General features: G+C 59.0%; 24 protein-coding genes and 1 pseudogene. 13 read left to right on the top strand and 12 right to left on the bottom strand.

Annotation, left to right across the window (positions count from 1 at the left end; translation table 11 throughout):
• Positions 1–11: 11 nt before the first annotated feature.
• From K0P33_RS13290 to K0P33_RS13280, 3 genes are all read right to left on the bottom strand, one after another.
• On the bottom strand, positions 12–1,391 hold the full coding sequence (locus K0P33_RS13290; RefSeq protein ID WP_242155645.1) for an APC family permease: 1,380 nt from the start codon (positions 1,389–1,391) through the stop codon (positions 12–14).
• Between the two features lie 119 nt (positions 1,392–1,510).
• On the bottom strand, positions 1,511–2,893 hold the full coding sequence (locus tag K0P33_RS13285; protein ID WP_242155643.1) for an aspartate aminotransferase family protein: 1,383 nt from the start codon (positions 2,891–2,893) through the stop codon (positions 1,511–1,513).
• Positions 2,894–2,938: 45 nt separating this feature from the next.
• Positions 2,939–3,736: a helix-turn-helix transcriptional regulator gene (locus tag K0P33_RS13280; protein WP_242156039.1), complete on the bottom strand. Its 798-nt coding sequence runs from the start codon at positions 3,734–3,736 to the stop codon at positions 2,939–2,941.
• A 237-nt stretch (positions 3,737–3,973) separates the two neighbouring features.
• On the opposite strand from K0P33_RS13280, the gene K0P33_RS13275 reads away from it, so the two are divergent.
• Genes K0P33_RS13275 through argE form a run of 4 tightly spaced genes read left to right on the top strand, consistent with a single transcriptional unit; the run spans position 3,974 to position 7,528 of the window.
• Entirely contained in the window at positions 3,974–5,263 is a 1,290-nt protein-coding gene (locus K0P33_RS13275) for an NAD(P)/FAD-dependent oxidoreductase (RefSeq protein ID WP_242155641.1), read from the top strand.
• Between the two features lie 24 nt (positions 5,264–5,287).
• Entirely contained in the window at positions 5,288–5,698 is a 411-nt protein-coding gene (locus K0P33_RS13270) for a RidA family protein (RefSeq protein WP_003207327.1), read from the top strand.
• Positions 5,699–5,708: 10 nt separating this feature from the next.
• Positions 5,709–6,386 (top strand): DUF1028 domain-containing protein, encoded by a 678-nt coding sequence (locus K0P33_RS13265; RefSeq protein WP_094953432.1) that lies wholly within the window; start codon positions 5,709–5,711, stop codon positions 6,384–6,386.
• Positions 6,383–7,528: an acetylornithine deacetylase gene (gene argE / locus K0P33_RS13260; protein WP_242155639.1), complete on the top strand. Its 1,146-nt coding sequence runs from the start codon at positions 6,383–6,385 to the stop codon at positions 7,526–7,528. The genes K0P33_RS13265 and argE overlap by 4 nt, the downstream gene beginning before the upstream one ends.
• Before the next feature lie 162 nt (positions 7,529–7,690).
• On the opposite strand, the gene K0P33_RS13255 is transcribed toward argE, so the two are convergent.
• Positions 7,691–8,602 (bottom strand): LysR substrate-binding domain-containing protein, encoded by a 912-nt coding sequence (locus K0P33_RS13255; protein WP_094953434.1) that lies wholly within the window; start codon positions 8,600–8,602, stop codon positions 7,691–7,693.
• A gap of 250 nt (positions 8,603–8,852) precedes the next feature.
• Between K0P33_RS13255 and K0P33_RS13250 the strand changes: the two genes are divergently transcribed.
• The gene (locus K0P33_RS13250) at positions 8,853–10,268 is read left to right on the top strand and encodes a cytosine permease (protein ID WP_242155637.1); all 1,416 of its coding nucleotides are present in this window, start codon (positions 8,853–8,855) and stop codon (positions 10,266–10,268) included.
• Between the two features lie 458 nt (positions 10,269–10,726).
• On the opposite strand, the gene K0P33_RS13245 is transcribed toward K0P33_RS13250, so the two are convergent.
• Complete coding sequence (locus tag K0P33_RS13245; RefSeq protein ID WP_242155635.1) at positions 10,727–11,701, bottom strand: hypothetical protein; 975 nt, start codon at positions 11,699–11,701, stop codon at positions 10,727–10,729.
• Between the two features lie 389 nt (positions 11,702–12,090).
• Between K0P33_RS13245 and K0P33_RS13240 the strand changes: the two genes are divergently transcribed.
• Complete coding sequence (locus tag K0P33_RS13240; RefSeq protein WP_242155632.1) at positions 12,091–12,819, top strand: hypothetical protein; 729 nt, start codon at positions 12,091–12,093, stop codon at positions 12,817–12,819.
• A gap of 199 nt (positions 12,820–13,018) precedes the next feature.
• Here the strand turns inward: K0P33_RS13240 and K0P33_RS13235 are convergent, their stop codons facing one another.
• Positions 13,019–13,825, bottom strand: a complete 807-nt coding sequence (locus tag K0P33_RS13235) for a hypothetical protein (RefSeq protein WP_242155631.1) — start codon at positions 13,823–13,825, stop codon at positions 13,019–13,021.
• 2 nt (positions 13,826–13,827) lie between these two features.
• Positions 13,828–15,483, bottom strand: a complete 1,656-nt coding sequence (locus tag K0P33_RS13230; RefSeq protein WP_242155629.1) for an AAA family ATPase — start codon at positions 15,481–15,483, stop codon at positions 13,828–13,830.
• Between the two features lie 370 nt (positions 15,484–15,853).
• Here K0P33_RS13230 and K0P33_RS13225 point away from each other — a divergent pair, with 370 nt between their 5' ends.
• The 5 genes from K0P33_RS13225 (at position 15,854) to K0P33_RS13205 (ending at position 19,053) form a co-directional block, all read left to right on the top strand.
• A complete protein-coding gene (locus tag K0P33_RS13225; protein ID WP_242155627.1) occupies positions 15,854–16,147 on the top strand; it encodes a fructose-bisphosphate aldolase in 294 nt (97 codons plus the stop codon).
• 241 nt (positions 16,148–16,388) lie between these two features.
• Positions 16,389–16,880, top strand: a complete 492-nt coding sequence (locus K0P33_RS13220; protein WP_242155625.1) for a GNAT family N-acetyltransferase — start codon at positions 16,389–16,391, stop codon at positions 16,878–16,880.
• 322 nt (positions 16,881–17,202) lie between these two features.
• Positions 17,203–17,589 carry a hypothetical protein gene (locus K0P33_RS13215; protein WP_242155623.1) on the top strand — a complete coding sequence of 129 codons (387 nt, stop codon included), beginning with the start codon at positions 17,203–17,205 and terminating at the stop codon, positions 17,587–17,589.
• 70 nt (positions 17,590–17,659) lie between these two features.
• A complete protein-coding gene (locus tag K0P33_RS13210) occupies positions 17,660–18,085 on the top strand; it encodes a GNAT family N-acetyltransferase (RefSeq protein ID WP_242155621.1) in 426 nt (141 codons plus the stop codon).
• Between the two features lie 74 nt (positions 18,086–18,159).
• A complete protein-coding gene (locus K0P33_RS13205; protein WP_242155619.1) occupies positions 18,160–19,053 on the top strand; it encodes an AraC family transcriptional regulator in 894 nt (297 codons plus the stop codon).
• Here K0P33_RS13205 and K0P33_RS13200 read toward each other — a convergent pair.
• The gene (locus tag K0P33_RS13200; RefSeq protein ID WP_242155617.1) at positions 18,995–19,582 is read right to left on the bottom strand and encodes a LysE family translocator; all 588 of its coding nucleotides are present in this window, start codon (positions 19,580–19,582) and stop codon (positions 18,995–18,997) included. The two genes, K0P33_RS13205 and K0P33_RS13200, sit on opposite strands and share 59 nt — an antisense overlap.
• Before the next feature lie 205 nt (positions 19,583–19,787).
• Between K0P33_RS13200 and K0P33_RS13195 the strand changes: the two genes are divergently transcribed.
• Positions 19,788–20,375: a TetR/AcrR family transcriptional regulator gene (locus K0P33_RS13195; RefSeq protein WP_242155614.1), complete on the top strand. Its 588-nt coding sequence runs from the start codon at positions 19,788–19,790 to the stop codon at positions 20,373–20,375.
• Here K0P33_RS13195 and K0P33_RS13190 read toward each other — a convergent pair.
• The gene (locus K0P33_RS13190) at positions 20,372–20,800 is read right to left on the bottom strand and encodes a helix-turn-helix domain-containing protein (RefSeq protein ID WP_242155612.1); all 429 of its coding nucleotides are present in this window, start codon (positions 20,798–20,800) and stop codon (positions 20,372–20,374) included. The genes K0P33_RS13195 and K0P33_RS13190 overlap by 4 nt on opposite strands.
• Before the next feature lie 105 nt (positions 20,801–20,905).
• On the opposite strand from K0P33_RS13190, the gene K0P33_RS13185 reads away from it, so the two are divergent.
• Positions 20,906–21,604 (top strand): SDR family oxidoreductase, encoded by a 699-nt coding sequence (locus K0P33_RS13185; protein WP_242155610.1) that lies wholly within the window; start codon positions 20,906–20,908, stop codon positions 21,602–21,604.
• Here the strand turns inward: K0P33_RS13185 and K0P33_RS13180 are convergent.
• From K0P33_RS13180 to K0P33_RS13170, 3 genes and pseudogenes are all read right to left on the bottom strand, one after another.
• Positions 21,594–21,740, bottom strand: a pseudogene (locus K0P33_RS13180) (thioredoxin reductase); the annotation flags it as partial. The gene K0P33_RS13185 and the pseudogene K0P33_RS13180 sit on opposite strands and share 11 nt — an antisense overlap.
• Positions 21,741–21,775: 35 nt before the next feature.
• Complete coding sequence (locus tag K0P33_RS13175) at positions 21,776–23,221, bottom strand: mechanosensitive ion channel domain-containing protein (protein ID WP_242155608.1); 1,446 nt, start codon at positions 23,219–23,221, stop codon at positions 21,776–21,778.
• Positions 23,222–23,376: 155 nt separating this feature from the next.
• Entirely contained in the window at positions 23,377–24,243 is an 867-nt protein-coding gene (locus K0P33_RS13170; RefSeq protein WP_242155606.1) for a pirin family protein, read from the bottom strand.
• Positions 24,244–24,359 lie beyond the last annotated feature (116 nt).

Genomic DNA, 24,359 nt, shown 5'->3' with positions numbered 1-24,359 from the left:
TAGCGCGGGGTTTATTCAGCGATCTGCAGTTCCGGCATCTTCACGCTAAAACCTCGGGTAATGCCCAGCAAACAAAGGAGGCCAACCCCCATCCAGCACAGGCCGATCGTGAAAGACATGCTGGACAGGCTGGTCCACAGCCACACGGTGCTGAGGAACCCCAGGCCCGGCAGCGCGGCGTACAACAGGTAATTGCGGGTGCCGCGTAACTTCTGGTCGAGCAGGTAGTGCTTGATCACCGCCAGGTTCACCGCCGAAAACGCGAACAACGCACCGAAGCTGATCATGTTGGCCACGGTGTCCAGGGTGATGAACAGGGCAATCAACGAGAACAGGCTGACCAGCACAATCGCCGTGGCCGGCACGCGTTTTTTCGTCACCAGTTTGCCCAGCACCCGCGGCAGCGCGCCGTCGCGCCCCATGGCGAACAACACCCGCGACACACTCGCCTGGGAGACCATCGCCGAGGCGAAACAGCCCGCCACATAGGTGGCGGTAAAAGCCGTCACCAGCAGTTCGCCGCCCACGCGGCGCATCACGTCCACCGACGCCGAATCCGGGTCGACAAAGCTGTTCCATTCCGGGAACACCAGTTGCGCGAAATACGACACCAGCAAAAACAGCAGGCCGCCAAACAGCGACACCACCATGATCGCCAGCGGGATAGTGCGGCGCGGGTTGGGGGTTTCCTCGGCCATGGTCGACACCGCATCAAAGCCCAGAAAGGACAGGCACAGCACCGCCGCGCCCGCCATGATCAACGGCGGGCTGAAGCCTTCATGGTGGAACGGCGCCAACAGCGAAACCGGCGCGGGCTGCCCGCTGAGGGTGTGCACCGACAACGCCACGAACACCACGATGAACACCAACTGGGCGACGATGAGTATCCAGTTGACCCGGGTGATGGACTCAATGCCCACCAGGTTCAGCGCCGTGACCAGCGCAATCGAGCCGAGCACCCACACGGAAGTGGGCACGCCGGGGAAGTATTCGGACAGGTATATGCCGATCAGCAAATAACTCAGCAGCGGCAAGAAGATGTAGTCGAGCAGCAAGGTCCAGCCAGCGATAAAGCCGAAATACGCGCCAAACGCCTTGCGGGTATAGGAATACACCGAGCCGGAAAAGGGATGCGCCTGCACCATGCGCCCATAGCTGTAGGCCGTCAGCAGCATGGCGGCGAGGGTCAGCATATAGGCGGTGGGCAAGTGGCCCTTGGTCATTTGGGTTACCAGCCCATAGGTGGTAAACACCGCCAGCGGCACCATGTACGCAAGACCGAACAGCACCAGCCCGACCAGGCCCAGCGGCTGGCGAAACTTGCGGGTCGAAGCGGCTTTGGGCGCGCGGTGATGGGAGGGAGTTTCGGCCACGCTTGTTATTGTATTCATGGGTGACTCCTGGAAATCGGGATGCAGGCCGTCGCGGCAGTCGATGGCATCGGCTGCCGTTCAAGCGTTGTCTGATGGAGGGTGCTCACCACCCCGTGCGTGGGGGTGAGCAGGTCACTTCACAGCTTTCCCGCGATCCGTGCGGTGCGATCAACCGCGATGCGGGTCTTGTCGACCAGCTCGTCCAGCTCCGCGCGCGTGGCCACCAGTGCCGGCGCCATGATCATGCGCCCGAGCGTGGAGCGGATGATCACGCCCTCCTCAAAGCCAAAGGTGCGGCACTGCCAGGCCAGGTCGTTTTCATTGTCGAAGCGTTTGCGCGTGGCCTTGTCTTCAACGAACTGCAGGGCCCCGAGCAGGCCTGCGCCCTGGATCTCGCCGACCATCGGGTGGTTGCCGAACACTTCATGCAGCAGGCTCTGCAAGTACGGCCCGGTGTCGTTCTTGACCTGGCGCACGATGCCTTCATCGCGCAGGGCCTTGAGGTTGGCCAGCGCCACAGCCGCCGCCACCGGGTGCCCGGAATAGGTCAGCCCGTGGGCGAACACACCGCCCTGCTCCACCAGCGCCTCGGCGATACGCTTGCTCAACACCAGGCCGCCCATCGGCAGGTAACCGGAGGTCAGGCCCTTGGCGATCGACAAGGTGTCCGGCTCAAAGCCGAAGTGTTGATGGGCGAACCATTCGCCGGTACGGCCAAAGCCACCAATTACCTCGTCGGCGCACAGCAGCACGTCGTATTGGCGGCAAATGCGCTGGATCTCAGGCCAGTAGCTTTCCGGCGGAAAAATCATCCCGCCCGCGCCCTGGAACGGTTCGGCGATAAACCCCGCGACGTTCTCGGCGCCCAGCTCGAGGATTTTTTCTTCCAACTGCAGGGCGCAGCGGCGGCCAAACTCGGCCGGCGTCAGTTCGCCGCCATGGGCATACCAGTAAGGTTCATCAATGTGCGCGACGTCGGGAATCATCCCGCCCATCTCGTGCATGAACTTCATGCCGCCCAGCGCAGACGCCGCCAAGGTCGAGCCGTGATAGCCGTTCCAGCGGCCGATCATGATCTTTTTCTGCGGCTGGCCGACCACTTGCCAATAGCGGCGCACGGTACGGATCAACACCTCGTTGGCCTCGGAGCCGGAGTTGGTGTAGATCACGTGGCTGTAATGCCCCGGCAACAGGCTGAACAGCAGTTCCGACAGCTCGATCACCGCCGGGTGGGTGGTGTGAAAGAACATGTTGTAGTACGCCAACTGATCCATCTGCGCGGCGGCGGCGGCGGTCAAATCCCGGCGACCATAGCCCAGCTGGGTGCACCACAGGCCGGACATGCCGTCCAGGTAGCGCTTGCCTTCGCTGTCCCACAGGTACAGGCCCTCACCGCGCACCATCACACGCGGGCCTTCGGCATTCAGCGCCTTTTGATCGACAAACCCATGGATGTGGTGGGCCGCATCAGCGCGCTGATAATCCTCGGTGCGGCGATTCAGTTGGGCGGGTAAGTTCATGGTTTTTCTCTCTTATAGTAATGACGCAAGGAGGAGCAACACCGCCTAGCGGTTCTTGCTCATGTAGCGTTCAAGCGGGTCTTTGCTCAGCACGCCCTGGGCTTCGGCCAGCGAGTCGATGAACAAGGCGAACAGTTCCGACTGCGCGCCGATATCCAGCTTGGTGTAGATGTGTTTGCGGTGGGACTTGATGGTGTCCTCCGACACGCCGAGGCGCTCGGCCAATGAGCGCGTGGAATGCCCGCGCAGGATCAACTGGGCGATGCGGCATTCGCGCTCGGTCAATATCGACGAACCGAAGTTGTTCAGCGCCGCGTGAATGCGCTGCTCTAGCAGGTTTTCAAAGCGTGCGCCCTGGGCATCCAGGCCGACAAAATGCTTGCCCAGCACCGCCAGCACCCACGGGGCGATGCGCTTGAACTGCGCGGTGGTGGCAGCGTCGAGCTTCTGCGTAAAGGCCAGCGACACCGCCAGGCTAGAGCCGTTGCTCGATTGCAGGATGTAGTTGAGTTCATCTTCCAGCTGCGAGTGCCGGTAGAACGACTGGAAGTACTCGGTGAGTTCGAAGTGGTCAGGGGCAATGTCGGCAAGGCCGTAACACCCGGAACTGACGCCCTCCACGCAGGCGCCGTAAAACGGGTCGAGCAAATAGAACCCCGACAGGTACTGGCGCACATTGCCTTGTGGCAACCACGGCCCATCCAACTCGAACAACGCGCTGGGCATGCCACCACGCGGGTAGAAATACAGCGTCGTGGCCTGGATCGGCTGCAGCACCCCAAGGGCCTCAAACAAGGTCGCGGCGAACCCCGACTGCCCGATGCTCTCGGTCACCCGGGCCATCTGTTCGAACCATTGCGCAGAAGAAAGCCGGTCGTTTTCCACTTCAAAGACTCGCGTTAAGAACTGCAAGGATGGTCACACACCCGCCCCCTCCTCGAAATCACCCGATAGGGTGAGCCTGCATTCGATATTTATGCTCTGTTCAAAGCTTAATAATATTTTATTAAAAACCGCCCTCCCCCTAGCCTTGAAGCCATGCCCAAGCTGAATCCAACTGCATTACGCAAGGACAGACACATGACTCAAGCAATAACAACAATAGACACGCTGGTGGTGGGGGCCGGTCAAGCTGGCGTGGCCATGAGCGAGCACCTGAGCAAGCAAGGCGTGCCGCACCTGGTGTTGGAGCGCAGCCGTATTGCCGAGCGCTGGCGCACCGGGCGGTGGGATTCGCTGGTGGCGAACGGGCCGGCCTGGCATGACCGTTTTCCGGGGCTGGAATTTGATGATGTCGCCGCCGATGGCTTCGCGCCAAAAGAGCGTGTGGCGGATTATTTTGAAGCCTATGCACGCAAGTTCAATGCGCCGATCCGCACTGGCGTGGACGTCATTTCCGTGGTGCGTAATGTCGGTCGCCCAGGCTTCACCGTGCACACCAGCGAAGGCGTGATCGAAGCCAACCGCGTGGTCGCCGCCACCGGGCCGTTCCAGAAGCCAGTGATTCCGGCGATTGCGCCCAAAGACACCGCGCTGCACCAGATCCACTCCGCTGACTACCGCAACCCCGCACAACTGCCGGCCGGTGCCGTGCTGGTGGTGGGCGCCGGTTCGTCCGGCGTGCAGATCGCCGATGAATTGCAGCGCTCCGGCCGTCAGGTGTACCTGTCGGTCGGCGCCCATGACCGCCCGCCCCGCGCTTATCGCAACCGCGATTTCTGCTGGTGGCTGGGGGTGTTGGGAGAGTGGGATCAGGCCGCGATGAAACCCGGCCGCGAACACGTGACCATTGCCGTGAGCGGCGCCCACGGCGGCAAGACCATCGATTTTCGCGAGTTGGCCCAGCAAGGCATGACCCTGGTTGGCCTGACCCAAGCCTTCAACGGCACCACCGCCAGCTTCCAACCCAACCTGATCGACAACCTGGCGCGCGGCGATGAGAACTACCTGGCCCTGCTGGATGCGGCGGACGCCTACATCGAGCGCAACGGCCTCGACCTGCCCGTGGAGCCAGAAGCGCGCCGCGTGTTCCCGGATGCCGAGTGCATCAAACAGCCAATCCTGGAGCTGGACCTGGCCAAGGCCGGTATCACCTCGATCATCTGGGCCACCGGGTTTGCCGTGGACTACAGCTGGCTCAAGGTCGATGCGTTTGACGCCGCCGGCAAACCGCAACACCAGCGCGGTGTGGCCCCTGAGTCGGGTATCTACTTCCTCGGTTTGCCGTGGCAATCGCGCCGGGGCTCGTCGTTTATCTGGGGCGTGTGGCACGACGCCAAGTACGTGGCCGACCACATCGCCATCCAGCGCCAATACCTCGAGTACCGCGAAGCCGCACCGGTTGTTCACAAAGCACCTGTCAGCGCCTGATCACCTTTTTCTGGAGTTTTTTTGATGCCTACTCACACTCGCATCCGCATGTTCAACACCAAAGAAACCTACCCCAACCAGAGCCTGGACAACGACCTGTGCCAGGCCGTGCGCGCCGGCAATACCGTGTATGTGCGCGGCCAGGTCGGCACTGATTTCGACGGCAACCTGATTGGCCTTGGCGACCCACGGGCCCAGGCCGAACAGGCGATGAAAAACGTCAAGCAGCTGCTTGAGGAAGCAGGCTCCGACCTGAGCCATATCGTCAAGACCACCACCTACCTGATCGACCCGCGCTACCGCGAGCCGGTGTACCAGGAAGTCGGCAAGTGGCTCAAAGGCGTGTTCCCGATCTCCACCGGGCTGGTGGTCTCGGCCCTCGGCCAGCCCCAGTGGCTGATGGAAATTGACGTGATCGCCGTTATTCCCGAATAAGGAGCTGCACATGACCTTTTCAATCGTCGGCCGTTGCGCAGACACCGGCCAGCTGGGCATCGCCATCAGCTCATCGAGCATCGCCGTGGGCGCCCGCTGCCCGTGGCTGCGCCCAGGTGTGGGCGCGGTCTCGACCCAAAATATCACGTTGCCGGCCCTGGGCCCGGACGTGCTCGACCTGTTGGAACAAGGCCTGTCGCCAGCCGAGGCTGTCGACAACGCCCTGACCCGCAACGGCTACAGCCAATACCGGCAACTGACGGCGATTGATCACCTGGGCCGCAGCGTGCATTTCAGCGGCAGCGAAACCCTCGGCACCCACAATGCCGTCTCGGGCGAACAGTGCGTGGCCGCCGGCAATATGCTCGCCGACCGCGCGGTGATCGAGGCGATGGTCACAGCCTTCGAACACGGCGAAGGCCAACTGGCCGACCGCCTGCTGGCCGCGATGCACGCCGCCATCGCCGCCGGTGGCGAAGCCGGCCCGGTGCATTCCGCCGCCTTGGTGGTGGTGGGCGAACTGACCTGGCCGATCATCAACCTGCGCGTGGATTGGGCCGAGGAACAGCCGATCGCCGCACTGCAAAAGCTCTGGGACGCCTACCGCCCGCAAGTGCAGGACTACCTCGACCGCGCCCTCGCCCCCGACCGCTCGCCCGGCTACGGCGTGGCCGGAGACGACCGATGAGCAGCAGCCGCGAGTGGCTGCAGACGCTGGTGGGGTTTGACACCACCAGCCGCGAATCCAACCTGCAGTTGATCGAGTGTGCGCGCGATTACCTGGCGGGTTACGGCGTGACCAGTGAGTTGGTCTACAACGAGGAACGCAGCAAGGCCAACCTGTTCGCCAGCATCGGCCCGGTGGAATTGCCGGGCATTGTGCTGTCGGGCCATACCGATGTGGTGCCGGTGGATGGGCAGCCGTGGACAGTGCCGCCGTTCGAGCTGACCGAGCGCGACGGCAAGCTGTTTGGCCGGGGCACGGCGGATATGAAGGGTTACATCGCCTGCGTGCTGGCGTTGGTGCCCGCGCTGGTCAAGGCAGACCTGCGCCTGCCGGTGCACATCGCCCTGTCTTACGACGAGGAAGTCGGCTGCCTGGGCGTGCGTTCGTTGCTCAAGGTATTGGAACAGCGCCCGGTAAAACCAATGCTGTGCATCATCGGCGAGCCGACCGAGCTGAAACCGGTGCTCGGCCACAAGGGCAAGCTCGCGATGCGTTGTGATGTGCAGGGCGAAGCGTGCCACTCGGCGTATGCGCCGTATGGCGTGAATGCCATCGAACACGCGGCGGAGTTGATCGGTGAACTGGGGCGGATTGGGCAGCGGCTGCGCGAGCAGCAAGACCCGAGGTTTGATCCGCCATTCAGCACGGTGCAGACCGGGGTGATTTCCGGCGGCAAAGCGCTGAATATCGTACCGGCGGATTGCCGGTTTGATTTTGAAGTGCGCGCGCTGCCCTCGATGGACCCGGGTGAAGTGGCTGAGGAACTGCAAGCCTACGCCATGCAGCAGGTGTTGCCGCGTATGCAGGCCGTCAGCAAGCAGAGCGCGATTCGGTTTACCGAGTTGTCGGCCTACCCAGGCCTGGTCACCGATGAGCGCAGCCAGGCGGCGCAGTTGATTGCGGCGTTTTCCGGCTCCCGGGATTTCGGCACCGTGGCGTTTGGCACTGAGGGTGGGTTGTTTGACGCGGTGGGCATACCCACGGTGGTGTGCGGGCCTGGGAGCATGGACCAGGGGCACAAGCCGGATGAGTTTGTGAGTGTGGCGCAGCTGGCCGGGTGTGATGCCATGCTAGAGCGCATGCTCGACTCGATCCGCGCCTGAGCCGAGCACACCCCTACCCGGCAACACACATCTACTGTGGGAGCTGGCTTGCCTGCGATGGCGGTGTATCAGCCAGCCCCTGTGGCAACTGACACACCGCCATCGCGGGCAAGCCCGGCTCCCACAGTGGATCTCTGTTGTTTGTTGGGTAGCATTTCAGGTTTAGCCCAGCAGCCGTGCGAGTTCTTCGCGGCAGTAGTCGACAAACAACTGCACTGGCTTGGTCAGCGGCGCCCGCCGCAACCACACCGCCGACAACCCGGAACCCGTCACTGTTTCAGCCAACGGCACACACACGACCTTCTGCCCATCATAGGTGTACTCGGTAAACGGCTTGGTCACCAGAATCGAAAACCCAAACCCGCGCCCCACCATGCCGCGCACCATTTCAATCGACGGCGAGCTGAACACGATATTCGGCGTCAACCCGCGCTCTTCAAAGATGCTCACGAAGTACGTCCGGCTCGGCAGCACATCCAGCAGAATCATCGGCTCCAGCACCAGGTCCGCCAACGACACCTTGGCCTGCTGCGCAAAGCGGTGGTCCGCCGGCAGCAGCGCATACGGCTGCTGCGGCGGCATCAATGTCGTGGTCTCGATGGTGCCGCCCAAGTCATGCTCAAACAGCATCGCCACATCGATACTGCCCGCCGTCAGCGCCTGCACCAGCTCTTGCTGCTCGCCATCACGAATGCGGATCTCCACCCCCGGCCAGCGCGCCTTGAAGCCGGCGATCAAGCGCGGCAAGTACAACGGCGCCACGGTTTCAAAGCAGCCGATGTCGATCTGCCCCGCCACCACGTCATTGTCAGCCAGGGCGTTTTGCTCGAACTCATGCGCCACCCGCAACAGCTCCAGCGCCTTGCGATAAAACCGCGCCCCGCTGGGTGTGAGCGAAACGCCCTGAGCGTGATGACGGATAAACAACTGCACGCCAAAGCTGTCTTCCAACTGCTTGATCGCCGTGGAAACCGACGGCTGCGCGATATACAGCTTGCGCGACGCCTCGGCGACGCTGCCGCACTCGGCCGTGGTCACAAAATATTTGAGTTGGCGCAGGTTATAGGCAGCCATCGGGACCTCCAAAAACGTGGGACTTCGCCCCAAACAAGTGCGCGAAAATCGGCTTTTTCACACGGATTAAAGTCCATGCAACATACCGGAGCAAAAAAACCGGTGAGCTATATTTTTTAAGGTCTATAGCAACAAACTTACTAATTTACCTGCCCGCCCCCATTGCAGATGATCACTCCAACAACAAAGCGTCGCCCACGCGCCGCACAGCGAAGTACGTCAACGTACTCACCTTGCCTTGGAGCTCGTCATGGTTACCACTGCAACATCCTCCGCCCCGCTTATCGAAAAACACACGATTGGATACGTGCCCCCGGAAGATCGCCATGGAAAGGTAAGAGACCTGTTCACCCTGTGGTTCGGCGGCAACATCGCGCCGTTGCCGATCGTCACCGGTGCGCTGGGTGTGCAACTGTTCCACTTGAACCTGTTGTGGGGCATCGTCGCCATCCTCGTCGGCCACCTGGTCGGCGGCGTGTTGATGGCCTTGCACTCAGCCCAAGGCCCGCAAATGGGCATCCCGCAAATGATCCAGAGTCGCGCCCAGTTCGGCTCCCTCGGCGCCCTGCTGGTGGTGGTCATCGCCGGCGTGATGTACATCGGCTTCTTCGCCTCCAACATCGTACTCGCGGGTAAATCCCTGCACGGCGTGGTCGACAGCGTGCCCGTACCGGTCGGCATCGTCATCGGCGCCATCGGCTCCGGGATCATCGGCATCATCGGCTACCGCTTCATCCACGTGCTCAACCGCATCGGCACCTGGGTACTCGGCGCCGGCATCGTGCTGGGTTTTGGCTACATCTTCACCCACGTGCAGACCACCGACTTCCTCACCCGTGGCAGCTTCAACATCGCAGGCGTGCTGGCCACCGTGTCCCTCGCCGCGCTGTGGCAGATCGCCTTCGCGCCCTACGTGTCGGACTACTCCCGCTACCTGCCCGCCGACGTGCCCGTCGCCTCCACCTTCTGGACCACCTACCTCGGCTCCGTCCTCGGTTCCAGCCTGGCCTTCATCTTCGGCGCCGTCGCCGTGCTCGCCACCCCGGTCGGCATGGACACCATGGACGCCGTCAAACTCGCCACCGGCGCCATCGGCCCGCTGATGCTGGTGCTGTTTTTGCTCAGCGTAATCAGCCACAACGCCCTCAACCTGTACGGCGCAGTACTGTCAATCATCACCCTGGTGCAAACCTTCGCCTACCGCTGGATCCCCACCGCGAAAAGCCGCGCGGTAATCTCCATCCTCGTACTCGCCGCCTGCGCCATCGCAGCCGTGTTCGCCTCCAAAGACTTCATCGGCCACTTCGTCGACATGGTGCTGGTGCTGCTGGTGGTACTGGTGCCGTGGACGGCGATCAACCTGATCGACTTTTACGCGATTCACAAAGGCAAATACGACATTGCCTCGATCTTCCGGGTGGATGGCGGGATCTACGGCAAGTACAACCCACAGGCGCTGCTGGCGTATGCAGTGGGGATTGCGGTGCAGATTCCGTTTATGAACACGCCGCTGTATGTGGGGCCGATTTCGGAACACATCAATGGGGCGGATTTGTCTTGGGTGGTGGGGTTGGTGGTGACATCGCCGTTGTATTTTTGGTTGGCGAGTCGGGACAGTGCGTACAAACGTCGGATGGAGGGGGGGAAGTTGGTGAGTGGGGTTTGAGCCGACTGCCTGCAGTGATTTGATCGTGATGTTTTGAACCACTCATATCCTGGCTTTGCGGCCGGGGTTTGGGTGGTTTTTAAGTTTTTGGGGGCGGTTTAGTTATCTATAAAGAGCCAGCTGATACACATCACGGTCATGGATGTGAAACCAATCAGTGTCGGTATGACCATCCAGTACTTGAGATGCCGTGGAATTTTTTCAACGTCCTCAACCCGCACTAAACGCCTCCATTGGAGTACTTTGGGCATAAGAATAATGATCGCCATAGCGACTACACGTACCTGCCGGCCCTCAAATGGAGCATTACGAAAAATGCGCCTGTGTGCAATTACATAGTCGCTGTGTTCCACATAGCGCTCTGCTGCATCTAGCTTTTTGAACATGACAAAAAAAGTAAGTGGGAGACTGAGTATCATCATGACGCACGCACACATGCCGATGTATTCGAAAACCATTTAATCCCTCACAGTCTGATAGAGAAATTTTCCTGTGTTTTCTCCGAAAGCGCTTCCGATTTTGCCTGCAACGAGTCCGCCTGCGGCACCGCCGACGATGGCGCATGCCAACGCTCCAGCGCCTGCTGTAGGTATCCCAAAACCAATCATGCAAGCAGCGATACCAATTTGGGCTCCATACGCGCCGCCTCCAGATGCACCCGCGACTCCGGCTATCAACTTACCCCCTTCAACATACTTCGCCTGCATACACTCTTGCTCACGCCCAGTGGAACACGCCTCCGATAACTCCAACGCCGTCGCCCCAACATCCAGCGCTATACCAATGTAAGTCCCCGTCTTCAACACCTGCGAAGCCTTGGCTAAACGCTTGACCCGCTCCTCATACCCCCGAATTTCTCCATGCTGCCAGTAGCTTCTACTGGAAATCCCCAGCATCTTTTTAATCGACCCTTCGTTTCTCAACCCCGTACCCAAGCGCGCCATCCCCGAGATTTGGCTGTCCAACTTGGCAAACAGCGCCCTTCGCTTAACCAAAAACTCTTCCCTCGCCCCCGTGGTGCCCTTCCTCAAGTACTGCTGATGCAAATCCTCGATGTCCATAAGGGTCTTCTCGACCTCCGCCAAGTGCTTGCTCCAAGCACTGCTGGCACTGCCGATGCCAACGGACGAATAGGACAAGATGGCCTGCAACTGATCATAGTTTTTGACCAGGAACTGGTCGGTTGCGGAGTACGCCAACAGCGCGAGCTTAATATTCAGCGCCGAGCGCATCAGCTGTGCCTCTTCAGCGGTGCAAGCGGCCGTTCGGCTGTCGCCAATGATCACCAACTGCCCCGGCAACACCAGCGTATTGCGGATGTGCTGGTTGAGCGTGTCGAATTTGGTGTGAGTACGCGGATCAAGCGCCAGGCTCAATTTGAGCACGGGATACGGCTGCGGTCGTTCATTGATAAATGCGTAGGGTCCCTGCATGCGTGCACCTCCAAGTGACTGAGGCGCACGACTATAAGAAGGCGCTACAGCCGAGGTAAGACGCGTATAGGGGTGGTTTTAACGATTCAGAAATGGACTACTTCAGTCTAAGTACATGCCTACGCACTGGACGTTCCGGGGTGCTTCATCGGCATAGTCATTGAGGAACTGACGGCAGAGAGCGGTCGGATGAAATCAGGAAAAGGTCGCTGGATCCCTCAGGGTCAGACCACATTGTATTAAGGGTGACCTGACCCCATTTTCGCGGGTGTTTTTTTCATTTTCGCGGCGCGCCAGCGAACAGCAAGACGCCGACTGTCGACCGACCTAAAGCTTGCTGCATCCCCGTCGATAACCTCTAGGAAACCCGCCAATCATGGAGTGATCAAATGGCCCTTTCCGTCAGCGCAACCTACCTCCCACCGGCTAACACGCTACTCACGCCTTCCGGACAGAAGCTTGAGCCCCAGCCGATGACGAATGCCGACAAGAACACCCTGGCCAATGCCACGCCGGCGGCCATCTACCACCCCAGTGAAGGCACCAGCACCACGGCGGAACCGCTGGAGGCCGTCGACACCTGGATTGGCCGCTCCCAATCGCCGGACTTCCCTCGATTCGCTGATATCGCCGCCGGCGCGCACCAGACGCTGAAAACCCATTTCCAGGCCTTCCAGGCAACGCTGGCGACCAGCGCGCCCGACCTTGCCAGCAAAAAGTACGGCTTCACGGTTGAGGCCGACGGCAAGTTAAAAGTGCTCGATACCGCCGGACAGCTCAGCAGTTCGGACACCCAGCGGCTCACGGACCTGCTCAACAACTCGCTGGGGCTTAAAGCGGCAGCCGTGGCTTATCGCGATGCGTCCATTGACTTGGTGGACGCTGATTCGCCGTGGTCGGGGAGTTATATGGGGTTCTACAGCCTGACTAAGGAGAATTTCGCTAAGACTATTGATCTGGCGCCGTTGTTTAAAGATACGCACACGATGGTTCCAGGGGAGTTCAGGAGTGCGACGTTTTTTACTCAGTTGTCTGATAAAGGCGAACGGGCGACTCGGGAGACGGAGGCTGCGATGTTTGAGAGGCGGGCTGCGCGGGGGTTTGTGGTGCGGGTGTGATTGGGGTTGATTGTTGCTTGTCGTGACGGACCGCAATCGGCCAGAACCAGTCATTCGGTATGGGTCGCAAACGGTTAACTAATTCCGTCAGATGTATTTGGTTTTTCGCGTGTGAATGACTGGACAGCCTTAGCTCTCTGGCTTGTAGGGTGTGCGATTAGCTGCTCCAAGGAATTGCATACGCGAAAACCGCTAGCCATTACAAAAGCTTTGGAATCAGGATGGCACTGCGTTGGGTTTGATTTACTTCAAGAAGTCCTCTGAGGCATGACGCTCCCCAGCCATAACCCAAGTTTGCAGCATGCATGATAGCCAATTCCTCCTCTATGATGGTCCCCCATACCGCCTCTTTTTTACGTGCAACTCGTGCAGCCATGGTGCTGATTTGAACATTGGTCGCAAGCTTAAAGGCGCGCCGATCAATGCAGGTCATAATGTGCGCATGGATGCGAGTTTGCTCGACTGGGTCAAAATCAAGCTCATTGAAACCGACTTCAAACTCTGTCACCGCTCCGGATACGTCGAAGTGGGTTACGAGTTTCAACCTATTAAAAATATTTTCATCAAAAATCGGATGTAGCAATTTGTGTTTCACCCCATTCGTATGCCTGCTGCCCCGCTTCTGGTTACATGAATTACAAGACGGTACAAGATTCCAACTAAAGACAGAGAACTCCGGGAATGGAGCCTTGGGCAGATAGTGCTCGACGGTGCCCACTGCGGAGTTTCCGCACATAGGGCAAGAACCGATGAGTACATCTCGGATTTTAGGGATCCAATCGAGTCCATATTTTTTTGCCCCCCCTTCATATGCTGCATGCAAACATGTTTTTTGATCCTTAGACAAACCAATCGCTTTTAGGTGAGGCGAGCCTAAACTTTTTAAGTAGTCGGAGTATGCGTCATGTATTGTATTGTAGGTACCATTCAGGAACGCATAACCAAGGGTTAAAGATTTGAGATTTTTTAAATCATCGATAGCTTGTCTATGACTAAAATGCTGCATAGTTAATCATACTCCTCCGGATTGGAAATCCTATCCTTGATTTCCACAAGCATCTCAATATTAAAGATATCCTTGTAGCCCTCCACTATCTGATCAAAGCTCATATTGGTTTTGGCGAGCATTTCGCTAATTTTACGATGATATGCATCAACGGTACTATCACCAAAAACTGCCAGAGATATTTCAGCTACATTTGCACCTAGCGTCTGAAGATAAGGTCTACTGATTGACGCAATTACGCCTTTTCGCTCCAAAATGTGAACACAGTGTGTGGGAACTTCGCGGACAACGTAGGCGGAATGTGTTGCTATGATAGCCATCGATGATGTTAGCTCCAAGATAGTATAGAGAAACATCATGTAATCACTGACAAGATTCGGATGAAGGTACGTCTCTGGCTCATCTATTATCAGCAAAGTACCGTAGCCAGCAAGAGTCAAGAAATGCAGTGCAAAGTGAAACATACTGCGTTGCCCGCTGCTCAAATCTATAACGCGCCTCGAGCCAAAACTCAAGAAACTAGGTTCTCTAGTTATATCGATGGTGCCAAGAATATCCAGCGAACGTTGCTCGCCATTCATCTGGTTTATAAAGCTCCATTTTTTTCCTTCGTTATCCGCTACACAACAATACTCCGGACAATCTTCTGATACAGGAATGGCTAACAAGTCCATAGGCATAATGCCAGACAAAGCTTCGGTAAAGATTTTGCTTTTGGCTTGATTAAACCGATCATCCGTAACTCTCAGCAGAGTCACCAACAAGTAAGAAAGGTTTTGATGGAACTCGTTTGTTTCTTTTTTTGCAGTCGTGTTAAATGCATGGTACTCAAAAGCACCAACACTGCTAAAGCGCGGAAGAGCTGAAGAAGGATCAGAGAAGTATGAGACAACGCGATTAAATCTAAAGTCCTCAGCGAAATCTAGAGTAGAGCTATCATATTGTACTAGCGTTTTATTCTCTGAATATAAATGTGTCGGTGGGCCATCTTGTTTTCTATTGGATAGAGACGCTGCTTCAACGGCTAACCGAGCAAGCAAGTTAGTTTTGCCTGTGCCATTGACGCCTATTAGGCAGTGCACCCTGTCATCAAAATGCTCATGATGACGAAAACTAATATCGAGGCTCACGAAGTTTTCCGTACCAGGAAGCAAGGTTGAGAAAATAAAAGGAGTTTTTGCGTCACCTATAGGTGGCCGAACATAGGCGCCGGCAAACCCATTAATCAATGACAAATAGGCTTTTTCGTCGCGAAGTACCCCGAGCCTAAACGGCTCAATCTGGATTACATGCTCGTACTTTCCTGTGCCTATAAAGCGATCATAGGATACCTCATGCAATTCTTTTAGTAGGTATATAAAGGCTTCGCCCGATAATTTGCTTGCAAGACTTCTGTATTGCTCTGGGTTGGACAGAAGACTGACAAAAGACATCAGCTCCCCTTGAGGTGCACTGGTGAGATAGCCATACGGTTTTTGCTCTTTAATATTTATAGGCAATACATATGCACTCAAAAATATCATCTCGCCTTTATAGAGAAAATATACCGAGGCATGATAGTTAAACCCGAAATCATTCCAGTTAGGTTTTGAGGAGCTTATATTTATACAGTCATCGAAACCAGCAGGCGCATCCTCTAGCTTAATTTTCCATGTCATTTTCCCGCTCCTTTATGCAGATAGCAGTTTTAAAAAATTGGAATGGTAGCATTTTGACATGCTGGAGTCGCAACGCGTTCATGCATCCTCTCAGTTGCACCCAGGCTAACGGCACCTTATAGTTCGCCCCGTCGCCGACCTCAGTCAGCGACCGGGTTTCGCAGCCCCACAGAATAGAATCAACCTGCACAGTCATCAGACCCTCAGGCGGAGCCCGCCTGCGTCTTGTTTATGGCGGCTGTGCGTGGGAGACCTTCGGGTCTGCCGGGGGTGATTCTTCCTGGTCTGCGAACCCGCGCACAGTTGCCACCCAGACTGTTTCGCAGCAGCAAGGTGGCAGTTCTTTTTACCCAAAATAGAATCGAACCTTATGACTACTCAACACCCGCCCCGCCGCTTCACCCCCATGTCCCAAACCGCAACCGAATACCCTGTCCTCCTCATCGACAGCGACGCCCCGCTCAGCGAGCTCCATGCCTGCGCCAGCGAGCGTCTCAACGCCGCCCTCGCCTACCTGCACCTGATGGCCTGTTCCAATGTGTCCGACTATGCCGAGCACGACATCAATACCGTCGCCAATACCGCTCGGATCATGGTCCAGGATGTGGCGGATGTGTTTACGGTGATGGAGCGGCGCGGGTTTGATGTGCCTGCTGTGAGTTGATGTGATGTGAGCTGTGAGAAAACCCGCCTTGGCGGGTTTTCTAGTTTTTGGGGAGGCGGGAATTGACGGCTGGTCCGGCTTGAGGGTGTGGGGGCTGGCGCCTTCGCAGCCTCGCTGGGGCTCGACAGCTCCCACTGTTTGATGGGTGCTCGGCACCTGCATAGCGTGAGAGGCGGCGATGGCGGTGGTATGGGCGCGCCGTTATGATGTGGCCTTTCGCTTAACGCCTCAGGAAACGCCCATGCCCGCCCTCACCTTCCGCAACGCCCTGCCCGCCGACGCCGCCCGTTGTTTTGAGATTGAAATCAGCGCCTACGAAGGCGATGAAGCCGCGACGCTGGAGAAGATCGCCACGCGTATTGCGCAGTATCCGCAGGGTTTTCTGATCCTGGAGGCGGATGGCGCGGTGGTGGGGTTTATCAATTGTGGTTGCGCGCATCAGGTGGTGATGTCGGATGAGGCGTTCAAGGAGTTGGTGGGGCATTCGGCCGAGGCGCCGAATGTGGTGATTATGTCGGTGGTGGTCGACCCGGCGCATCAGGGCAAGGGGTATTCCACGGCGTTGATGACCGAGTTTGTGCAGCGCATGCGGGCGCTGGGCAAGCAGACGATTCATTTGATGTGCAAGGAGCAGCATGTGCCGTTGTACACGCGCATGGGCTACAGCTATGTGCAGCCTTCGCCGTCGGAGCATGGCGGCATGGCGTGGCATGAGATGGTGATGGGGCTCTAAGCCGTCGTCGTTCTGGTCGCATTTTTGTATCGAGACGTCTGACGGGAAAGCCGCTCACAACCGGCTAATGTATTTCAACAAACGAAAACCTTAGCCGCGTTGCCGAAATCTGACGCCAAACCTGACATTACGCGTAATTATCAGGACGAGGCCTACAGCCAAACAGCTCAGTTTGTGGGTAAGCGCAGTAGCGGTTTTAAGCCGTTACATCCGCCAAAAATCACTGCATTGAAGGTCTCTTAAAGGCTAGCTAGCCTGCAACGCAACCCGCCAGACAGGAGTCCGGCAGGTTGCCTTTATTGCTCATTAAAGAGGTATGCCTATGTCTTCAATCAGTGTTTTTAACCCGTCCCTGTCGATGTACCAGGCGCCTGAAACCGGTAGGATCGATAGCGCTAAACCAAGGGCTAATCCCCTTGATCAATCAGCTGGAGATGATGCCCTGCGAGGCTCGGGGCAACTGCCTGTGAATGGCCACCCGATGCCCGGCCAGCCTGCACAACACAGGATTGATAACGACAACCCGATGTTTAACGCCCTTGATCACACCGCCGGCGATGATGCCGAAGTATTCGACCCCGCTACACAAGCCTGGCAGCCCACCCAGGCCGCCGGTAATGGCCGATACAGCGCGCTTGGCGATCCTTACCGCGAGGCGATAGATTTCGAGATCAAGGCCGACGACATGGGTGGATGGCAGCAGGCGTGAAGCAACCGGTGGTATGGAGCATCACGAACGTGCTGCATACCGCCTAACACGCACCTATTGAGAGGCAATCATGAGCGCACCCTTCATTGAAGTCAGCGACCAACCCAACCCCGACGCCGAACGCATCCTCGGCAGCGGCCTCGCCGCATTCAATGAAGCGATTACCGGCGCCAATGATCGCCTGCCACTGATGGTACTGATCAAAGACCCCGATACGCAGCAGGTCCTCGGCGGCATCACCGGCAAAACCACGCTGGGCATGGCCTTTCTCGACCTGTTCCACCTGCCCGATGCCCTGCGCGGTTCGGGCTTGGGCAGCCAATTGCTGCAAGCCTTCGAAGACGAAGCGCGGCGCCGGGGTTGTCTGAATGCAGTGCTGTACACGATCAGCTTCCAGGCGCCGGGGTTTTATGAGAAACACGGTTGGGTGCGGTTTGGCGAAATACCCTGTGAACCTGCGGGCAGCAGCCGGGTGTTTTTGTCTAAAGCGCTTTGATCAACGGCGATGGCGATTCAGCCCTGGGCTGTGTAATGATCCCTGCTCGTTCTTCTAGGGATGGAGCCTGCGCCATGTCGCTGAACACCCCCGTTCACCCCGCGCACGCGCCGCGCTTCTGGCGTGACGAGCGTTTGCCGTTCATCGAGGCGCGGACCATTGCCGACGGGCGCAAGGTCACGTACACCCGCCACGCCCACGAGCATTTTTCCATCGGCGCGATCACCACCGGGCGCAGCTATTACCACTACGGCGCGCAGACGTTTGAGATCAGCGCCGGCACGGTGGTGTTGATGAACCCCGGCGATGTGCATGCGTGCAACCCGATCCACGACCAGCACTGGTCGTATCACATGCTGTACCTGGACACGCCTTGGCTGACCGACCTGCAATACCAGCTGGGTTTCAGTACTGAGCAGGGTTATCGGCCGTTCAACACGCCACACACCCGCGACACGCTGCTGTACAACGGTTTGATCGAGCTGTACGGGATTTTGTTGGATGAGCAGGCCGAACTGCTGCAAAAGCAGAGCGCGCTGGTGAGTTATTTCACCGAGGTGCAGCAGCGTCTGAACCCTTCACTGACGCCGGTGCGGGAGGTCAACCATAAGCTGGAGCGCGCCGCCGAGTACATCCGTGAACACTGCACCGAGGCGTTGAAGCTGGAGCAGATTTGCCTAGCGGCCGAGCTGTCGCCGTCGTACCTGATCCGCGCGTTCAAGCAGTATTACGGGCTCACGCCGCATGCCTTTGTGGTGAACCGGCGCATCCAGTTTGCCCGCACCCAATTGCGCAATGGCGAGCTGATCGCCGATGTGGCCCTGGCCGCGGGCTTTGCCGACCAGGCGCATTTTCAGCGGGCGTTCAAACAACATTTTGCCGCCACGCCCGGGCAGTACCGCGACTTGCTCAAGCCATCAGCAAATAACCCACACTGGCCACCAGCAACGCGGCCATTGAGCGGTTGAACAGGCGTACGCCTTGCGGGTTGCTCAGGTAGCGGCGCAAGAAGGTCCCGGCGTAGGCCCAGCACGCCACCGACAGGTAGCAAATCACCAGGTAGAGCGCGGCGAACAGCCACACTTGGCGCGCATCGCCATCCGCTACAAACAAGCCCATCCCTGCCACGCAAGCCAGCCAGGCTTTGGGGTTGAGCCATTGCATGATTGCGCCGTAGAGCATCGACGGCGCGGTGGCGGTGCCCTCGGCGTCGAGGCGGCCGTCGTCCACCGCCAGTTTCCAGGCCATGTACAGTAAAAACGCGACGCCGCCCCACTGGATCAACTGGGTCAGGATCGGCCAACGCACCAGTACTTCATGCAGGCCCAGGCCGATCAGCACCAACAACAAGGTGAAGCCGACGGCGGCGCCGAACACGTGTTTCTGGCTGGCGGCAAAGCCGAAGCGCGCGCCGGAGCTGAGTGCGACCACATTCACCGGTCCCGGCGTGATGGAGGTGGCCAGGGCGAAGGCAGCCATGGAAATGATCAAGCTCATTGCGGTTCCTTTTTGTGATGCCAAACAACGATGGCCTCACGATAAAGGGCTGAACGGGCGTGGTATTGAACAAAATCACCCTGAGCCCAAGACCCGGCGTTGTTCAATGCGCCGCTGTTGGGCTTCCTCGACAGCAAACAGACCCTGTACCCTGTCGACGCGCGCCGGTTGCGCGCCCACCATTACCCGCCACATCAGGACGCCAATGCCCAACCCGATTCCTCGCCGGCGCGATGCCGCCGTCACCCGCGACGCCATTGTGTTGTCCGCGCGCAAGGCGTTTGCCCACTCGGGCTACGACCGCACCGGCCTGGGTGAAATCGCCGCCGGCGCGGGGTTGACCGTGATGCTGGTCAACCGCTACTTCACCTCCAAGGAGCAGCTGTTTGCCGAGGTGATCGCCGAGGCATTGGCCAGCCCCATCGCCCTGACGCCCGACCACCTCGGCGTGGAAAACCTTGGGCGCAGCATCGCCACTGCGCTGGTCAGCATTACTGAAGCCGGCAGCACGCCGCTGGACGGCTTCCTGATCATGCTGCAGTCGGCATTGAGCAAGCGCGCCGCCGTGATCGGCCGCGAACAACTCGAAAAAGGCCACTCGGCGGCCCTGGCCGCTGCGCTCGAGGGCGCGCATCACCAAGAGCGCGCAGCGCTGGTGATGGCGTTGGTGTCAGGCTTTCAGGTGATGCGCCAGATGCTGGAAGTGTCGGCGCTGGCCAAGGCGGACCCGCAGGTATTGATCGACTTACTGACGCCGTTGTTTCAGCAGTTGCTGGATGGCAAACCCGCCTAACCCACCTGCGTGACGATATCTTCCAGGCCCAGCACGCGACCGTCCTCGGACACGATCTGGACCTTGCGCAGCGGCTTGAGCGAGCGCGCATCCACTATACGCGCACCGACCTGCTCAGGCTCGGTGTGCGTCTCGCCCCATTGCGCCAAGGTCACCAGCACCGGCATCAGCGCGCGGCCTTTGTCGGTCAGTTGATACTCACTGCGCGCGCCGACTTCGCGGGTGTGCAGCAGGCCTTGCTCGACCATGTCCTTGAGGCGTGTGGCGAGAATGTTTTTCGCCACGCCCAAGCTTTTTTGGAAGTCGCCGAAGCGCGTCACCCCGGCAAACGCGTCGCGGATGATCAGCAGCGTCCACCAATCCCCCACCACATCCAGCGCACGGGCGACCGGGCAATCGTCGCCTTCCAGGCATTTGCGTTTCATCGTCGGCCTCGCGTCATCAGAAATATTTGGTTGCATTATAGGACCAACGAGCCCAAGATAAAAACGGTTTCATTATTAAACCTAATTTGTTGCCTGGAGCTGATCATGGATATTCGTGGAAAAGTGGTTTTGGTTACCGGCGCCAACCGTGGCCTCGGCAAAGCGTTCGTCACGGCGCTGTTGGAAGCCGGTGCGGCCAAGGTCTACGCCGCTGCGCGGGACCCGGCCAGCGTCAACATCCCCGGTAGCACGCCGATTGCCCTGGACATCACCGACCCGGCCAGCGTGCAGCGCGCCGCCGAGCAGTGCACCGACGTCAGTGTGTTGATCAATAACGCGGGCTTTTTGAAGTACGGCTCGTTACTCGCCGAAGACAGTGTCGAAAACCTGCAGCAGCACTTTGAAGTCAACACCTTCGGCACCTTGCGCCTGAGCCGTGCCTTCGCGCCGATCCTGGCCAAGCAAGGCGGCGGCGCGCTGATCAATATCCTCTCGATTCTGAGCTGGCTGAGCCCGCCCGGCTCCGGTGGCTACAGCACCTCCAAATCTGCCCAATGGGGCCTGACCAATGGCCTGCGCGGCGAGCTACGCGAGCAGAATACCCTGGTGATCGGCGTGCACCCGGCCTACATCGACACCGACATGGTGGCGGATATCCAGGTGCCGAAAAGCACGCCCCAGGAAGTGGTCGCGATCACCCTGCAAGCCCTGAGCGAAGACCGCGAAGAAGCGTTGATCACCGACATGACCCATGCCGTGAAAGCCTCGCTGTCCACGCAAAGCCCGGCCTACCTCAACCACTGATCAACGAAAAGTGCGCGCCGACCCCGGCGCGCACGCCCTCGCCCACCGCCAGCGCTACGGAGCCGGCGGCCAGTGAGGCGTCGCTACAGGCAAACACGCCAGCCACCGAGGTCTGGCGCATGCCGTTGGTGTGCAGAGCGCTACCGCATCGCCATGGCGCCTTGATCGGCGCTACAGCCCGCGACTGCGCAACCATTGCAGGAAGCCTTTTTTCACCGGCACGACCGGCGCGTCCTGGGTCAGGGCCTGCGCCGTGTGTAGACGGAAATCCAGCAGCGCCTTCATCGCTTCGCTGATGTCGTGGCGCGCGTCCAGGCAGGGTTTCAGGTATTCCTTCTCGATGCGGTACAGGGTGCAGAAGGTTTTGGCGGAAAAATCCGCCAGCGCCGCCTGATCGGACAAAATCCCCGCCTCTCCAATCACCTCGCTCGGCCCCATGCGCCCGGCTTCGAACTTGTGGCCGGCCTTGATCAACATCACCGAGACCACACCGGATTCGACGATAAACAAATGATCGCTGACCTCGCCCGCCGGCAGGATCATCTCGCCGGCGCGGTAGGTGTGCAGGACCATGTTCTGGCTGAAGGTGTCTTTCTCTTCCTGGCGCAGGGTGGAGAAAATCGACGAGCGCTCCAGCAATGCACGTGCACCGGACAGCGCCGCCGGCGCGCTGCTTTCGGTGGCGGACAGCAAGCCCACGCCCGCCGCTTGCAGGTGGCGGAAAGCCAAGTCGTAAAGCTGGTTGCGCACTTCGCGCTTGACGCCCATGGCCGGCACAAAGCCGCTGATTTCATACTCGACGCCGCCACTGGCAGAGGTCTTGAACGCCACGCTTGGCGCAGGGTTGGCCAGCAACGGCCGGCAACCTTGCATCGCGCGCTCCAGCGCCTCGATCACGGTTTGCGGCCGCGCATGCGGGCTGACTTGCAGGCTGACCGCCAGGCCGAACATGTCCGCCGGGCGCGAGAAATTGATGATTTTGGCCTTGGCGGCCAGGGAGTTGGGGATCACCGCCATGCTGCCCTGGGAGGTTTGCAGGCGTGTGGCGCGCCAGTCGATATCGGTGACGCGGCCTTCGGTGCCGTCGATGGAGATCCAGTCATCCAGCTGGTACGGCTTGGTGGTGTTGAGCACGATCCCGGAAAATACGTCGCTCAGGGTGCTTTGCAGCGCCAGGCCGACGATGATCGCCACCGCCCCGGAGGTGGCGAGCACGCCCTTGACCGGCAGGTCGAGCACGTAGGCCATGGCGGCGATGATCGCGATCAGGAATATCACCGCGCCCATCAGGTCCTGCAGCAACCGCCCGCCATGCCCGACCCGCTGCATCATCACCGCGCCGAGCAATACCGTGAGGGTGCGCGCGGCGAACAGCCACCAGCCGATCTGCAAGGCCGTGGCGGCCAGGTGCAACGCGGTGTTGTCGGCATAGGGTGCGAGTTGCATGGGGTTCATGCCGTCGTTGAACAGCACGGCGCTGTACACGGCAAAGATCGCCAGGCGTGCCGCGAGTTTCCAGTTGGCGAGGTTGACGGAAATAAGGCGCCACACGGCGATGTCGATAAAGATCAGCGCCACGGCGCACAACATCGGGTGATCAGCGATAAATGAGGGCATCCGGGCGACTCCAAGGCGAATGCGCTGAAGATCGCATGATTTGAGAACGCTGGAAAACAAAATGTGCGGGTAAAAACCCTTGTGGCAAGCGGGCTTGTTGTGGCGAGCGGGCTTGCCACAACAAGCCCGCTCCCACAGGGGTTGGCACTTGACCGTTAAGCCTGCATTTGTCCGAAACGACCGGATTGGAAGTCAGCAAACGCCTGATGAATTTCCTGCTCGGTGTTCATCACAAACGGGCCGTGGCCGACGATGGGCTCATCGATCGGTTCACCGCTGAGCAGCAGCACCTTGGCGTCGTCGTTGGCTTCCAACGTAATGTGCTCGCCATCCCGTTCAAACAATGCCAGTTGCCCTTGGCGCGCGACTTCCTCGCCATTGACCAGCACCGTGCCGCGCAGGATCACCAGCGCGGTATTGCGCCCGGCGTGCAGGTCCAGCGTGACCGCTTTACCGGCGTTAAGACGCAAGTCCCACACGTCAATCGGCGTGAAGGTCCGCGCCGGTCCCTGGGTACCGGCGAATTCACCGGCGATCAGGCGCAACTGCCCGGCGTCGTCCGCCAGCGGCAGCACCGGAATATCGCCATCGACGATAGTCTGGTAACCGGCGTCGGCCATTTTGTCCTTGGCCGGCAGGTTGACCCACAGTTGCACCATCTCCAGCGCCCCGCCGCTGCGGGCAAAGGCTTGGGAATGGAACTCTTCGTGGAGGATGCCTTTGGCGGCCGTCATCCATTGCACATCGCCGGGGCCGATCGTGCCACCGGCGCCGGTGGAGTCACGGTGCTCGACTTCGCCGTCGTACACGATGGTCACAGTTTCAAAGCCGCGATGTGGGTGTTGGCCTACGCCGCGACGTTGTTCGGTCGGTGTGAAATCGGCGGGGCCGGCGTGGTCCAGCAACAGGAATGGGCTGATGTGCTTGCCCATCGCGTCGTAGGAAAACAGTGTGCGCACCGGAAAGCCGTCGCCGACCCAATGGGCGCGAGAGCTGGTGTAGATGCCGATGATTTTTTTCATGGTGTACCTCCAAGTTGCGTACACCCTAAGTCCGCTGGCCGTTGAGTACTAGACGGCAAAATCGGCCTTGATCGTTCTACGTATAGGACAGTTCTGCCGTATTCAAGGCTGCTGAA

This window comes from Pseudomonas sp. ArH3a (assembly GCF_022648765.1).
Lineage (GTDB): Bacteria > Pseudomonadota > Gammaproteobacteria > Pseudomonadales > Pseudomonadaceae > Aquipseudomonas.
Note: the sequence above shows the minus strand (reverse complement) of the source record. Positions and strands in the feature narration are given on the sequence as shown.

What these genes read in the sequence shown, in the direction of transcription:
- K0P33_RS13290 (WP_242155645.1), bottom strand. Translation starts at nt 1,391, where the DNA reads ATGAATACAATAACAAGCGTGGCCGAAACTCCCTCCCATCACCGCGCG.
- K0P33_RS13285 (WP_242155643.1), bottom strand. Translation starts at nt 2,893, where the DNA reads ATGAACTTACCCGCCCAACTGAATCGCCGCACCGAGGATTATCAGCGC.
- K0P33_RS13280 (WP_242156039.1), bottom strand. Translation starts at nt 3,736, where the DNA reads ATGGCCCGGGTGACCGAGAGCATCGGGCAGTCGGGGTTCGCCGCGACC.
- K0P33_RS13275 (WP_242155641.1), top strand. Translation starts at nt 3,974, where the DNA reads ATGACTCAAGCAATAACAACAATAGACACGCTGGTGGTGGGGGCCGGT.
- K0P33_RS13270 (WP_003207327.1), top strand. Translation starts at nt 5,288, where the DNA reads ATGCCTACTCACACTCGCATCCGCATGTTCAACACCAAAGAAACCTAC.
- K0P33_RS13265 (WP_094953432.1), top strand. Translation starts at nt 5,709, where the DNA reads ATGACCTTTTCAATCGTCGGCCGTTGCGCAGACACCGGCCAGCTGGGC.
- argE (WP_242155639.1), top strand. Translation starts at nt 6,383, where the DNA reads ATGAGCAGCAGCCGCGAGTGGCTGCAGACGCTGGTGGGGTTTGACACC.
- K0P33_RS13255 (WP_094953434.1), bottom strand. Translation starts at nt 8,602, where the DNA reads ATGGCTGCCTATAACCTGCGCCAACTCAAATATTTTGTGACCACGGCC.
- K0P33_RS13250 (WP_242155637.1), top strand. Translation starts at nt 8,853, where the DNA reads ATGGTTACCACTGCAACATCCTCCGCCCCGCTTATCGAAAAACACACG.
- K0P33_RS13245 (WP_242155635.1), bottom strand. Translation starts at nt 11,701, where the DNA reads ATGCAGGGACCCTACGCATTTATCAATGAACGACCGCAGCCGTATCCC.
- K0P33_RS13240 (WP_242155632.1), top strand. Translation starts at nt 12,091, where the DNA reads ATGGCCCTTTCCGTCAGCGCAACCTACCTCCCACCGGCTAACACGCTA.
- K0P33_RS13235 (WP_242155631.1), bottom strand. Translation starts at nt 13,825, where the DNA reads ATGCAGCATTTTAGTCATAGACAAGCTATCGATGATTTAAAAAATCTC.
- K0P33_RS13230 (WP_242155629.1), bottom strand. Translation starts at nt 15,483, where the DNA reads ATGACATGGAAAATTAAGCTAGAGGATGCGCCTGCTGGTTTCGATGAC.
- K0P33_RS13225 (WP_242155627.1), top strand. Translation starts at nt 15,854, where the DNA reads ATGACTACTCAACACCCGCCCCGCCGCTTCACCCCCATGTCCCAAACC.
- K0P33_RS13220 (WP_242155625.1), top strand. Translation starts at nt 16,389, where the DNA reads ATGCCCGCCCTCACCTTCCGCAACGCCCTGCCCGCCGACGCCGCCCGT.
- K0P33_RS13215 (WP_242155623.1), top strand. Translation starts at nt 17,203, where the DNA reads ATGTCTTCAATCAGTGTTTTTAACCCGTCCCTGTCGATGTACCAGGCG.
- K0P33_RS13210 (WP_242155621.1), top strand. Translation starts at nt 17,660, where the DNA reads ATGAGCGCACCCTTCATTGAAGTCAGCGACCAACCCAACCCCGACGCC.
- K0P33_RS13205 (WP_242155619.1), top strand. Translation starts at nt 18,160, where the DNA reads ATGTCGCTGAACACCCCCGTTCACCCCGCGCACGCGCCGCGCTTCTGG.
- K0P33_RS13200 (WP_242155617.1), bottom strand. Translation starts at nt 19,582, where the DNA reads ATGAGCTTGATCATTTCCATGGCTGCCTTCGCCCTGGCCACCTCCATC.
- K0P33_RS13195 (WP_242155614.1), top strand. Translation starts at nt 19,788, where the DNA reads ATGCCCAACCCGATTCCTCGCCGGCGCGATGCCGCCGTCACCCGCGAC.
- K0P33_RS13190 (WP_242155612.1), bottom strand. Translation starts at nt 20,800, where the DNA reads ATGAAACGCAAATGCCTGGAAGGCGACGATTGCCCGGTCGCCCGTGCG.
- K0P33_RS13185 (WP_242155610.1), top strand. Translation starts at nt 20,906, where the DNA reads ATGGATATTCGTGGAAAAGTGGTTTTGGTTACCGGCGCCAACCGTGGC.
- K0P33_RS13175 (WP_242155608.1), bottom strand. Translation starts at nt 23,221, where the DNA reads ATGCCCTCATTTATCGCTGATCACCCGATGTTGTGCGCCGTGGCGCTG.
- K0P33_RS13170 (WP_242155606.1), bottom strand. Translation starts at nt 24,243, where the DNA reads ATGAAAAAAATCATCGGCATCTACACCAGCTCTCGCGCCCATTGGGTC.